This window comes from Shigella sp. SIG3, assembly GCF_053555855.1.
In genome coordinates, this window is sequence record NZ_JBQZXE010000033.1 from 20157 (window position 1) to 33011 (window position 12855).

12 protein-coding genes are annotated in these 12855 nt (G+C 41.2%); 4 read left to right on the forward strand and 8 right to left on the reverse strand.

The features are described from left to right. Positions 1-187 precede the first annotated feature (187 nt). Positions 188-1045, reverse strand: coding sequence for a protein YibB (gene yibB, locus ACUU1I_RS08645; RefSeq protein WP_000842832.1), 858 nt, complete (start codon positions 1043-1045; stop codon positions 188-190). Positions 1046-1348: 303 nt separating this feature from the next. On the opposite strand from yibB, the gene rfaD reads away from it, so the two are divergent. Genes rfaD through rfaL form a run of 4 tightly spaced genes read left to right on the forward strand, consistent with a single transcriptional unit; the run spans position 1349 to position 5538 of the window. Further along, entirely contained in the window at positions 1349-2281 is a 933-nt protein-coding gene (gene rfaD, locus ACUU1I_RS08650) for an ADP-glyceromanno-heptose 6-epimerase (protein ID WP_000587750.1), read from the forward strand. Positions 2282-2290: 9 nt separating this feature from the next. Continuing rightward, positions 2291-3337 carry an ADP-heptose--LPS heptosyltransferase RfaF gene (gene rfaF, locus ACUU1I_RS08655; protein WP_000699228.1) on the forward strand — a complete coding sequence of 349 codons (1047 nt, stop codon included), beginning with the start codon at positions 2291-2293 and terminating at the stop codon, positions 3335-3337. Between the two features lie 3 nt (positions 3338-3340). Continuing rightward, positions 3341-4333 carry a lipopolysaccharide heptosyltransferase RfaC gene (gene rfaC, locus ACUU1I_RS08660; RefSeq protein WP_001264565.1) on the forward strand — a complete coding sequence of 331 codons (993 nt, stop codon included), beginning with the start codon at positions 3341-3343 and terminating at the stop codon, positions 4331-4333. Continuing rightward, positions 4330-5538, forward strand: a complete 1209-nt coding sequence (gene rfaL, locus ACUU1I_RS08665) for an O-antigen ligase RfaL (protein ID WP_000204751.1) — start codon at positions 4330-4332, stop codon at positions 5536-5538. The genes rfaC and rfaL overlap by 4 nt, the downstream gene beginning before the upstream one ends. A gap of 35 nt (positions 5539-5573) precedes the next feature. Here the strand turns inward: rfaL and ACUU1I_RS08670 are convergent, their stop codons facing one another. From ACUU1I_RS08670 to rfaQ, 7 genes are read right to left on the reverse strand one after another with little or no spacing between them, the layout of a single operon-like run. Next, on the reverse strand, positions 5574-6716 hold the full coding sequence (locus ACUU1I_RS08670) for a lipopolysaccharide N-acetylglucosaminyltransferase (protein ID WP_000227811.1): 1143 nt from the start codon (positions 6714-6716) through the stop codon (positions 5574-5576). An 8-nt stretch (positions 6717-6724) separates the two neighbouring features. Next, on the reverse strand, positions 6725-7738 hold the full coding sequence (locus tag ACUU1I_RS08675; RefSeq protein ID WP_000346002.1) for a UDP-glucose--(galactosyl) LPS alpha1,2-glucosyltransferase: 1014 nt from the start codon (positions 7736-7738) through the stop codon (positions 6725-6727). Between the two features lie 24 nt (positions 7739-7762). Further along, entirely contained in the window at positions 7763-8470 is a 708-nt protein-coding gene (gene rfaY, locus ACUU1I_RS08680; protein WP_000639946.1) for a lipopolysaccharide core heptose(II) kinase RfaY, read from the reverse strand. A 25-nt stretch (positions 8471-8495) separates the two neighbouring features. Continuing rightward, the gene (gene waaO, locus ACUU1I_RS08685) at positions 8496-9503 is read right to left on the reverse strand and encodes a lipopolysaccharide 3-alpha-galactosyltransferase (RefSeq protein WP_000080639.1); all 1008 of its coding nucleotides are present in this window, start codon (positions 9501-9503) and stop codon (positions 8496-8498) included. A 42-nt stretch (positions 9504-9545) separates the two neighbouring features. Next, the gene (rfaP, locus tag ACUU1I_RS08690) at positions 9546-10343 is read right to left on the reverse strand and encodes a lipopolysaccharide core heptose(I) kinase RfaP (protein WP_005052194.1); all 798 of its coding nucleotides are present in this window, start codon (positions 10341-10343) and stop codon (positions 9546-9548) included. Next, a complete protein-coding gene (locus tag ACUU1I_RS08695; RefSeq protein WP_000634246.1) occupies positions 10336-11460 on the reverse strand; it encodes a glycosyltransferase family 4 protein in 1125 nt (374 codons plus the stop codon). The genes rfaP and ACUU1I_RS08695 overlap by 8 nt, the downstream gene beginning before the upstream one ends. Further along, positions 11457-12515: a lipopolysaccharide core heptosyltransferase RfaQ gene (rfaQ, locus tag ACUU1I_RS08700; protein WP_000360402.1), complete on the reverse strand. Its 1059-nt coding sequence runs from the start codon at positions 12513-12515 to the stop codon at positions 11457-11459. Before rfaQ ends, ACUU1I_RS08695 begins: the two co-directional genes overlap by 4 nt. Positions 12516-12855: the final 340 nt, after the last annotated feature.

Sequence of the window (12855 nt, forward strand, 5' to 3'; positions counted from 1 at the left end):
TTCAGGATAAATAACGTGTATCTTGATGTCTCTCAACACCTACAGATAGTAGAAAAACTGTACAGTTTTGGCTGAGCATAATGATGAGTGATTTTACTGCATTGATATAAAAAGAAAAAATGATGCCAAAGCATCATTTTTCCTATCTCAGTTGGCATCAAAACGCTACCCACTAATGGAGGGAAACCTATTTTCTTGAAAGGAAAATTCTCAGCGCCTGCATTTTTGCCCCTAAAGTGTTACTCCTGAAGCAGCGAAACAAATCGAACCATTTTCCTCTCCCCAGATAGTTTAGGTTGAAGAGATCGGAACGTTTGTAATAGCACATGACAAAAATGCCCTGGTCATCGTCCACAATGTTATTGTTTAGTGTTATTTTTTGACTTTCCAGAACTAATTTATAGAATTCTTTCCATTTATGCTGTGAACCAACAATTGCGCCCCCAATAATATATACATGATTGCCAATCATGAAATCAAAAGCCTGTTGTTGAGATGTAACAGTAAGCCCTTTTTTTATAGTGAAAAGATGCATCTTATTTTCATCAAATGGGAAATCCCAAATTTTCAATCCTCGAGTTACATTTGGCTTACGGCAATAGCCAAAATCTATCCACGCAACAAGAGGCGTTTTCACTAAACCCATGTTGATAGCTTTATTTACAAAATAGGACTTAAGGTTACATACCAAAACATACTCTGGTGACCAGTACTCTGGGTTTTTTAATTGTCGAGGCTCAAGTCTATTTGTAAACGACTCATCTTTTTGAATTTTTTCGATACGACTTCTGATATATCTAAATTTCTTTTTTATATCGATAACGATAACCGTTGTTGGTTTTCCGTTGCGAATCGCTTCAATCCTTGGTTTCAAATCGGGAGAAGTGAAAATAATCATCTCATTTTCAAGTGCGGCCAGACGCTCAAAGTAACTAAAATAAACATCAACTGAACGAGCTAGTTTTTCACGGAACCCTTTATTAGTAGTCCAATCCCCTCTACCAATGTCAAAATATGCAGTGATAATTGTGGTGGATGATTTCATTACTAATAAGACCATTAATATAAAAAAAGAATTATATCATAAATATTAACAGAATGTATACTGTATATTATCCATTCAAATGATTCCGTTATTTATCATACATCGGAATATTGATACTAAAGCACTATTCACATGCAAAACCAACATCCGCCATGAAGGACTAGCTAAAACCCAAACTAGTTTGTTGCAATTAGCATCCTTGCACCTCTATGTAAAGGGCTGAAGGGATTCGGATGTGATGGTATGATTACAGACATTCGTGTCTGAGATTGTCTCTGACTCCATAATTCGAAGGTTACAGTTATGATCATCGTTACCGGCGGCGCGGGCTTTATCGGCAGCAACATCGTTAAGGCCCTGAATGATAAAGGCATCACCGATATTCTGGTGGTGGACAACCTGAAAGACGGCACCAAGTTTGTGAACCTGGTGGATCTGGATATCGCGGACTATATGGATAAGGAAGACTTCCTGATCCAGATTATGGCTGGCGAAGAGTTCGGTGATGTCGAAGCGATTTTCCACGAAGGCGCATGCTCTTCCACCACCGAGTGGGATGGCAAGTATATGATGGATAACAACTATCAATACTCCAAAGAGCTGCTGCACTACTGTCTGGAGCGCGAAATCCCGTTCCTGTATGCCTCTTCCGCAGCCACCTACGGCGGACGCACCTCCGACTTTATTGAATCCCGCGAGTACGAAAAACCGTTGAATGTCTACGGTTACTCAAAATTCCTGTTTGATGAATATGTTCGTCAAATCCTGCCAGAAGCGAACTCGCAGATTGTTGGCTTCCGCTATTTCAACGTTTATGGACCGCGTGAAGGCCATAAAGGCAGCATGGCGAGCGTCGCTTTCCATCTCAACACCCAGCTTAATAACGGTGAATCACCGAAGCTGTTCGAAGGTAGCGAGAACTTCAAACGTGACTTCGTCTATGTGGGCGACGTGGCAGATGTAAACCTGTGGTTCCTGGAAAATGGCGTTTCCGGTATCTTCAACCTCGGCACCGGTCGTGCAGAATCCTTCCAGGCAGTAGCAGATGCTACGCTGGCTTATCACAAGAAAGGCCAGATCGAATACATTCCGTTCCCGGATAAGCTGAAAGGCCGCTACCAGGCGTTCACTCAGGCAGATCTGACAAATCTGCGCGCGGCGGGTTACGACAAACCGTTCAAAACCGTTGCTGAAGGTGTAACGGAATACATGGCCTGGCTGAATCGCGACGCATAAGAGCTCTGCATGAAAATACTGGTGATCGGCCCGTCTTGGGTTGGCGACATGATGATGTCGCAAAGTCTCTATCGCACGCTCCAGGCGCGCTATCCCCAGGCGATAATCGATGTGATGGCACCGGCATGGTGCCGTCCATTATTATCGCGGATGCCGGAAGTTAACGAAGCTATCCCTATGCCTCTCGGTCACGGAGCGCTGGAAATCGGCGAACGCCGCAAACTGGGTCATAGCCTGCGTGAAAAGCGCTACGACCGCGCCTACGTCTTACCAAACTCCTTCAAATCTGCATTAGTGCCTTTCTTCGCGGGTATTCCTCATCGCACCGGCTGGCGCGGCGAGATGCGCTACGGTTTACTCAACGATGTACGCGTGCTCGATAAAGAAGCCTGGCCGCTAATGGTGGAACGCTATGTCGCGCTGGCCTATGACAAAGGCATTATGCGTACCGCACAAGATCTGCCGCAGCCATTGTTATGGCCGCAGTTGCAGGTGAGCGAAGGTGAAAAATCATATACCTGTAATCAATTTTCGCTTTCATCAGAACGTCCGATGATTGGCTTTTGCCCGGGTGCGGAGTTTGGTCCGGCAAAACGCTGGCCACACTACCACTATGCGGAACTGGCAAAGCAGCTGATTGATGAAGGTTATCAGGTGGTTCTGTTTGGCTCTGCGAAAGATCATGAAGCGGGCAATGAGATTCTTGCCGCTTTGAATACCGAGCAGCAGGCATGGTGTCGGAACCTGGCGGGGGAAACACAGCTTGATCAAGCGGTTATCCTGATTGCAGCCTGTAAAGCCATTGTCACTAACGATTCTGGCCTGATGCACGTTGCGGCGGCGCTCAATCGTCCGCTGGTTGCCCTGTATGGTCCAAGTAGCCCGGACTTCACACCGCCGCTATCCCATAAAGCGCGCGTGATCCGTCTGATTACCGGCTATCACAAAGTGCGTAAAGGTGACGCTGCGGAGGGTTATCACCAGAGCTTGATCGACATTACTCCCCAGCGCGTACTGGAAGAACTCAACGCGCTATTGTTACAAGAGGAAGCCTGACGGATGCGGGTTTTGATCGTTAAAACATCGTCGATGGGCGATGTTCTCCATACGTTGCCCGCACTCACTGATGCCCAGCAGGCAATCCCAGGGATTAAGTTTGACTGGGTGGTGGAAGAAGGGTTCGCACAGATTCCTTCCTGGCACGCTGCCGTTGAGCGAGTTATTCCTGTGGCAATACGTCGCTGGCGTAAAGCCTGGTTCTCGGCCCCCATAAAAGCTGAACGCAAAGCGTTTCGTGAAGCGCTACAAGCAGAGAACTATGACGCAGTTATCGACGCTCAGGGGCTGGTAAAAAGCGCGGCACTGGTGACACGTCTGGCGCATGGCGTAAAGCATGGATTGGACTGGCAAACCGCTCGCGAACCTTTAGCCAGCCTGTTTTACAATTGTAAGCATCATATTGCAAAACAGCAGCACGCCGTAGAACGCACCCGCGAACTGTTTGCCAAAAGTTTGGGCTATAGCAAACCGCAAACCCAGGGCGATTATGCTATCGCACAGCATTTTCTGACGAACCTGCCTACAGATGCTGGCGAATATGCCGTATTTCTTCATGCGACGACCCGTGATGATAAACACTGGCCGGAAGAACACTGGCGAGAATTGATTGGTTTACTGGCTGATTCAGGAATACGGATTAAACTTCCGTGGGGCGCGCCGCATGAGGAAGAACGGGCGAAACGACTGGCGGAAGGATTTGCTTATGTTGAAGTATTGCCGAAGATGAGTCTGGAAGGCGTTGCCCGCGTGCTGGCCGGGGCTAAATTTGTAGTGTCGGTGGATACGGGGTTAAGCCATTTAACGGCGGCACTGGATAGACCCAATATCACGGTTTATGGACCAACCGATCCGGGATTAATTGGTGGGTATGGGAAGAATCAAGTAGAGTGTCGTTCTACAAGTATGTCTCTTGCAGATTTGCCAGCTCAAACCGTTTTTCAAAATTTAAATCTTGAAATAATAACCAATAAGTTGACATCGGAGATAAGATGACCTCAACATTATTTTTCTCTCTCGAGAAAAAAAACTGGATAGCGTACTGGAACAGAGCTCTCGTATTCTTATTCATTACCACCTATTTTTTGGGTGGGATTACAAGGTATAAACATCTTATTGTTATTCTTATGACAATAACGACAATCGTCTATCTCTGCAAACGGCCAAAACACTATCTCTCACTATTTAAAACATTTCTTTTTGGTAGTGTTGCCATATTAACTATTGCTGCATTGCTGTCACTTCTTCAATCCCCTGATGCAGGTGCTAGCATGAAGGAAATTTTCAAAGCTATTATTGAGAATACTTTACTATGCACAATAGCAATACCGGTCATATTGAGAGACGAGAAAAGAGAAGATGTCGAAAAAATCGTTTTCTTCTCATTTATTAGTGCGTTGGGCTTACGCTGTTTTTCTGAATTGATTACCTATTATAAGGACTATCAACAAGGGATAATGCCATTCGCAGATTATAGACACCGTAGCATTTCTGACTCGATGGTCTTTTTATTCCCTGCATTGTTAAATCTCTGGCTTATCAAATCAGCAAAATACCGCATTTCTTTTGTGGTTCTAAGCGTTATTTTTATTTTTCTGATATTAGGAACTTTATCCAGAGGGGCCTGGCTTTCCGTGTTAGTCATTGGATTAATATGGATTCTGATGTTTAAACAATGGAAGTTACTATTAGTAGGAGTAATGGTTTCCATCATTGCATTGTCGGTTATTTTCACACATAAGGAGATGACCGCAAAGCTAACGTATAAACTTCAACAAACTAATAGTTCTTATCGCTATGCAAATGGTACTCAAGGCAGCGCACTCGATCTAATATTAGAAAATCCTGTTATTGGTTATGGTTACGGTAACGTTGCATATAAAGATGTCTATAATAAACGTGTCATTGATTATCCAGAATGGACCTTTAGACAATCAATAGGGCCACATAATTTTGCGCTATTCATCTGGTTTGGCACTGGTTTATTAGGGCTGGTAAGTCTTATGATGCTATACTGTGCAATATTGAAAGAGTGTATAAAAAATGGCGTCAAGAATAAATATCGCTCACCATATAATGCATATTATATAATCTTACTATCTTTTATAGGTTATTTTGTTATCCGTGGAAACGTAGAACAAATTGAACCAAATTTATTAGGCGTTTACGCCGGCTTATTATTAGCGATGAAAAACAAGTAAAAAATAAAAAAGGCTGCATAATGCGGCCTTTTTATTTATTCAAACCAATTATGAATAACCTCTTCGAATCTTTGAGTTACGCCATCCCAACTGTAGTGATCAAACACAAAGTCCTGACCTTGCTTTGCAACTGCTGTTAATTCAGGATTCGCTAACGTTTTTAAAATATCGCTGCTTATGGAGTCTGCAGTCATAGGTTCTTTTAAATGGAATCCCGTAGTATTTTCTTTGACAAATTCCGTCATCCCCCCACGCGTACTCACTAAAACAGGCTTACCAGCACCCATAGCTTCAATTGCCACCATGCAAAATGGTTCCTGGAACTGGGAAGGAATGACGACTAAATCTGCCAGTGGGTAATAACAATGCATCTTTTCAGGCGGTATGCTTCCTAACATAATGCAACGATCCTTCAAACGTTTTGCAATTTCCCTGACATTGCGTTGATATGCACCTTTGTCACTTTTACTCATTTCTGTATAATCACCAATCACAACTAATTTTAAATTTTTGTGAGCAGCGGCCAATTTTTCGAATGATTGCATCAACAGCAATATGCCTTTGTCAGGGACGATACGCCCAGCATAAAAAATAATTTTCTCTTCAGGGGAGATATTAAGTTCGCTTCTAGTGATCGGCTGAAAATTAGATTGATAGGTTTCTAAATCAATTCCATTTGGTACAATCTCAATATCTGCATTTGCTAAATAAGATTGGTAATACTTTTTCAAGTATAAACTAGGGACTATCATTTTAACATTTTGCTCAAGCAATTTTGGTTCAAATGCATTATGCATATGTATAACCACTCTTGCCTGAGGAGCTCGCTTACGAATTTGAGTGTATAGCTTCATGCTATTATGAACTACAATAACACTTTCTTTCGTTATAGGAAAATCATGTGCAATATTCAATATTCTCTGTGAATATGGAAGAGGATCAAGTCTTGTCCATTTTTGAAATAACCGCTTATATATGCGACTGAATCCAACCCTATGAATACTACAATTATCATTAACAAAGGTGTAATTTGAGTATCCTGGATTTTTGATACAAACAATACGATTTGGAAAATTGGTACGCTGAGCAACCTGATACATCCACGTTTCAACAGCAGCCGCTCCGCGAGGAGGAATTGAAAAAATAGGAGTAACCGTAAATATTATTTTATCAACCATCTCGTATATTAACCTTTCATAACATTATATTTAATTGCTGTAAAAACACCATCGAGAAATTTTTTCTGGTAAAGCAAGTGTTTATATTTTTCTTTGTGCTCATGTTTTTTAACAGCTTTTTTATAAGGTATATTTCTCCATGGTGATATATTATAAATATTACGAAAATAATCTGCAGAGGCGTAGTTCGCCCAATCATGCCATGGCTTAGTTATACCAGTATAATGTATGAAGACAGTGTCATCATTAATAAACCGGGTGTAATATTCACTATTTTTTTCTTCAAATTCTGACTTTATAGTATAAATACAATTATATTTTCTCGGTAATATTTTAGCATGATGTAGAAACATTAAGTTTAAAATATCTTGATCCGGGTACTTTAATTTTTTTATAATTGACTCATCTGATAATAGATCAAAGAATTTTTCCGTTAGTCTTTGTTTTAACCATTCCCGTAAATTAATATACATTACACCAGAGTTAAAATAGCTACCGTTAAAATCCTCATTACACAAACGCTCAGCGCTTTTACTTTGCATAGCATCTACATCAATTACCACTGCCCCATATTCATCTTTAAACTCTAATGCTATTAACTCGTTCAATGAACCCTTACAGACGATATCAGCATCAAGATATAATAATGAATCCAATCGCGCAGAAAAATAATCAAATGAAAGCAAACGATAATAAATAGATACTGGCCAGATATTTGATTGAGGTAGCGCCTTCAATGGCTCAGAATCAATATGATATAATTTAATTACTGTTTGATACTTCGTTGCTAATTGTGATAATAATTCAATATACTCTTTGTCTAAGTAATCAGCGATTATGTGAAAGGTAAATTTGTTTTGTTTATTCTTTTCAAGAATTGAAGCAATTGAAATCGCAGCCCCAACCTGGTAGTTCTCATCAATACCCCATGAGACATTAAACGTTTCCCGTTCATCAAGTTTAACGGGGCGCTTGTCCAGTTCAATTATATCTTTAAATTGAGTAAGATGTTTAAAATCCAATTTAATTACCCTTCATCATAATCATTATTTGCTCTTCAATCCTAGTTTGACTTTTACATCCCTGATTACTTTTTTAATTTTCTTTTTGAATATAAGATATGTATAGCCAAAGTCTTTCAATTCATTTTTTATATTATAGTGCCGTTCAAGATCAATGCGATCTTTTGCTTTTAAAACAGCGGTTGTTTTTTTACCTGAAAGGTCAATTAGTCTTAAACCTTTTTCGGATACTATAAAATTTCCTTTATGAGGATCGCCAGACACCATTCCATGCTGATGCAACTCTTTTATCGATTCTGATAATTGATCCTTCAGATCTTCAGAAATTTCCAAATACTCATTTAACCCGACACCTTCAATATACTCAATGAGCATAATATAATAATGAGCGAAATTTAATGTTTTACGTTCAGCTAGCAAAAAATAGTCATTAATTGATTGGATGCCTTCACCACGTACCCGATCGGTTTGATAAATTAAATTTTCATAATAATCTTTTTTTATGCAAGATTTTAAGAAACGTTCGGTCATTTTATGCTTTGGCGCATAAACTTTAAGTACAAGAGGTCCACGAGCAGTGTCAATAAGAATGACTTTAGTATCATCAATAGAACGAAAAACTTTTAATGTTTTAACCCTGCAAGTTAAAAAGTCATTTAGAACTTGCTCATAAAAGGGATCATTATCTTTTATGAAAACTTTCAACCCATTTATCGTTTTATTATATATCATAATGAATTATTTTAACCTTAAATCTTTAGAAGCATTTTTCTTTATAATACTTTAAATAATTAAAAATGCCTGCCATATAATGCTTTTGTTTAAATTTATGTTTTGCACAATACCGATACTGATTGCTATTTACAGGTTTAAGTAAATCTTCTTTACTCCACGGAGAAGCTGCTTTGGCGATCAAAAAACTACGTGAAACCGGATAATCAGCCCACTCATGCCAGGGTTTTGTAGGTCCCACATAGTGTATAAACACGGTGTCATCATTGACTGGATTATCAACTTTGTCTTTTAATTCATAGTTAATACTATATCGGGTATTATATTTCTCCGAAATAAACTTCACTTTACCATTCAATAATACATTCAGTACATCTTGATCAAGGTGGGTGATTTTACTTACCCAATCTGGGTCACGCAACATTTCAATAGCTTTTGACGAAATGTTATTTAGATTCCACTCATCAATATTTATCAGTAAAAAACCAGCATTGAAATATCCAGAAGCTAACTGTGGTGTAGTTAATACCGAGGCTCGATTTTGCCACCATTCAATATCTCTTTCAGCTACAACTGCGGCAATTTCATTAGTAGAAAATTGATAATCTAAGAGTTCTTTAATACTACCCTTGCAAGCAATATCTGCATCAAGATATAGTATTTTTTCATGTTTATGATAGAAATAATCTGCAATTATAAATCGAAAATATGTTGCGTAAGTCCAGTTTTTCGTGCTTGGTAATGACTTCAGCTTATCACAATTGATAACATAAATATTAATTCTTGAATTATATTGTTTTGCTAAATCAGAAAAATATAATTTGTCTTTATCACTGATATAATCTGTGAAAACATGAAATTCACAAGAGATTTCTCTATTGTTTAATAGAATAGATGCGATGGCTACACCACATCCAAAAAGAAAATTTCTGTCAATACCAAATGCTATATCAAGAGTATTTTTAGATCTTATATTTTGATAATGAAAATTATACTCAAAAAGGATGATGTCACTATCATTGAGTTGAGACATATTTATTCTGTATCCAAAATTTTGGCAAAAATAAGTTACGGGTTACAACGATTTTCGAATCGTTCTTTCCCTGATTTTTGTGGCTTTTGCTTCTGCTTGCGACAGCAGTCCTTGTTCCTGCTTGAGAATGTCTTTAAGCGGGGCGGCAAAATACACCTTCATAAAGCGCCAGATATCCCGCTGAGTCAGGCCAATATTCATTGAAGAAAAATAAAGCCCTATAAGATCTTTATCGCGCCAACGACCTGGAACGCGCGTGCGAAGCTGCGCCCGGTGTAGGTCAATTACCGAAATTTTTAACTCCTCTTCCTTACCGGAAAAAGGCAAGTGCAGCAGGAAATGACAGATATAACAGTCACGATGGTTAATGCCCGCAGCATGCATATCGCGCACCATCGTCGCGACACGCTTAATAAGCATACGCTTTACGCGAACATCTGGTGGGTTGGTCGCCCAGTCAGCACAGTAATCTTCCAGACTGATGGTTGGTGTCAGATCTTCGGTAATAATAAACGAGGTTCTGGTCAGCGGATTCATGCCTTTTTCGCCGAATGCCACCCCATACATAGTATCAACGCCGACATCCCGCAGTCGATGAATCGCATTCCATTCGCGGTCTGCGCCTAATACTGGCATCCGCAATGAGAGTAAATTTTTGATTATCTCTTTCAGGGTCGTGCCGCGATGCCATTTGAGAAAATAGCTTTTTCCCGCCATTTCAAAGCGCAGAGTACGGCGAGTTTCCAGTTCACGAAATACCTCACCCTGCAAGGTTTTAACTTCCTCAAAAGGATCTTTGCCGCGCCATAACGTGGCAAACGGCTCTTTAAGTTCAACCATCCAGACCACCCGTTATGATATCCGCCGCTTTCTCTGGCAGACTGTATAAATCTTGTGTATCAGCATAATGTCGCGCATTTTCCGCCCAAGCCTGGCGCAATGAAGATTGCGTTAACGCTTTGCGTAAAATCTCATTCAATGTTTCCTGGCGGAATGGCTCAGCAATAGCCTCGCCGCAATTAGCGTCGACAATATAATGCGCATAGCCACAAACGGCAGTTGTTAGTACCGGTAATCCTGCAGTAATCGCTTCCAGCAGCACAATTCCCGCCGCTTCCTGGTAGGCAGGATGCAGTAATAAATCCGCCGCCGCCATTAATTCCGAGACATCGTTGCGCCCCGAGAAGAAGTGAACATTACTGCGCACGCCGCGTTTTTCTGCCAGTGCCTCAAATTTTCGCGGTTTATCCTGCCCAACAACATATAGCAATGTGTTGTGGCGCAGCGAATCCGGTAACGAAGCAAGTGCTTCAATGGAACGATCGACACCTTTACGCGTGAAGTCTGAACCGACCTGCAACAATAAATATTGTTGTTCGGTTATTCCATTCTTCTTACGGAAGATTTCACGGCTATTGGCTGGCTGCTGGCTATATTTACGATCAGGATAAATCCCCGGTGGCAGAATATGAAAACGCTCCGCTTCAGTCTGATAATGTTTCTGGAAATCGGCGATTTGCTTATCTGTCAGCATCAGCAGCTGTGTCGGCTTGCCCTGTTCGAAGGTTGCCCGCTCAAAGGCGGCATAATGGCGATAACGTGACGTCAGGCGATAGAAAAAGCCTTTTTCCTGCGCTACTTTCTCGGCATAACAAACATCAGCGGCATAATAAACGTCCAGCCCCGGCATTTTGTTGAATCCAACGACTTTATCGACGGGATGTTCGCGTAAATGTTTTTGCACCCAGGCAAAATACTCCGCATTGCGCCCGTGATTGGTATGCGATTTAACCGGCACTTTGATCAGTTCAAATACATCAGGGCATTCGCCTTCCCACGACTGGGTATAAACCCGAACATGATGACCTCGGGCGGCGACTGTCTGAGCAATACGCATAAAATCGCGCTGCAAACCGCCAAAGGGAAAATATTTATATAAACAAAAAGCAACGATCATAACGACGTACCTGTCGTGGAGGAGGGCAGTAATTTATCGACAGCAGCAATGACATCTGCCGCCGGAATAACCGAAAGATACATCTCATTTCGGTCACGCTGATCGCGCGTTGGCATTTCCCGGTAATCTCCCGCCCAGAATTGAATCATGTTATTTGACCAGGGACGCCAGAAAATATGATCTGTTGCGCCAAACAGCGATATCAGCGGCGTATTAACTGCAGCGGCAATATGCGCCGGTGCGGAATCAACGCCAATAAACAGCTGCGCATGATCGATTAACGCACCAAGTTCCGGGAAGGTCACCTTTCCAGCCAGCGCCGTTACTGGTGGCGTCTGGCATCCCTGCGCAATTTCATTGACGCAGGCCAGATCGTCTTTATCTGGGCCGGACGTCAGAACGACTTCATAACCACGAGCATGTAAGGCATCAATCACAGCGGAAAACTTGGCGTTGTCCCAGCATTTGAAGATTTGCCGCGCCGTAGGTTGGATAACCACATAATTTTGTCCAACACCAGCGTGATCAAGTTCGCGACGCATACGTTTCCAGCTTGCAGGCGGGTAACTCATGGTTGTCTGCTTCACCAACGAATCAAGTCCCAATGGTGTCAGCACGGATAAGTTACTTTCCACCACATTTCCACCCTGCAACGGCACCAAATGGGTGAAACTTTTACGCCAAAAAGCAGACTGCCGATGATGATAATCCTGGGAAATTTTCACACGAGCATTTAATAAGCGAACCAGTATAGCAACCATCCATTGATCGGTAAGATTGACGATAAGGTCATACTTATTGGCACGTAATACCTTGATGAGATGAAAAAAGTTGGCAATTTTTTCTGAGGCTTTTGCTTTTTTATTTTTTATGCCGTAGAGCGCGTTAATCTCTGGATTTTCAGACAGGATCGGGATGGTGTCCTGATAAAGCAGCACATCGATTTTTGCGTCAGGGTAATTTTTTTTCAGAGAACTAATGACGGGAGTAGTTAATAACATATCCCCATGAAAACGCATCTTAATGAGCAAAATTCTTCGAAATGGCTTATCCACAAGTAACTCTTTTTGTTAAGATTATCCGATTAAGGTGAAGCAGAAAAAGCACGCTACCGCCCCAGGCTCAACAGCTACCTGAATACTGATACCGCACTGATATTGACGCGCTAGTGTATCACTTCTTTCGCGGCAATCCGACCCGAATGATTTTTAAGCACATTGTTGATTTTCAATAAAGAAATCAATCAAATAAAATCATTAGCAACCATATTCTTTCACTGTTGCTCTGCGATTCCTTCCTGCACGTACAGCAGAAATCAATGAATCGCATAAAAATACAAAAAAAGTATAGATGTTCAGCAAGAATTGGCGGGTAAATTGCTATTTAAGTCAAAAA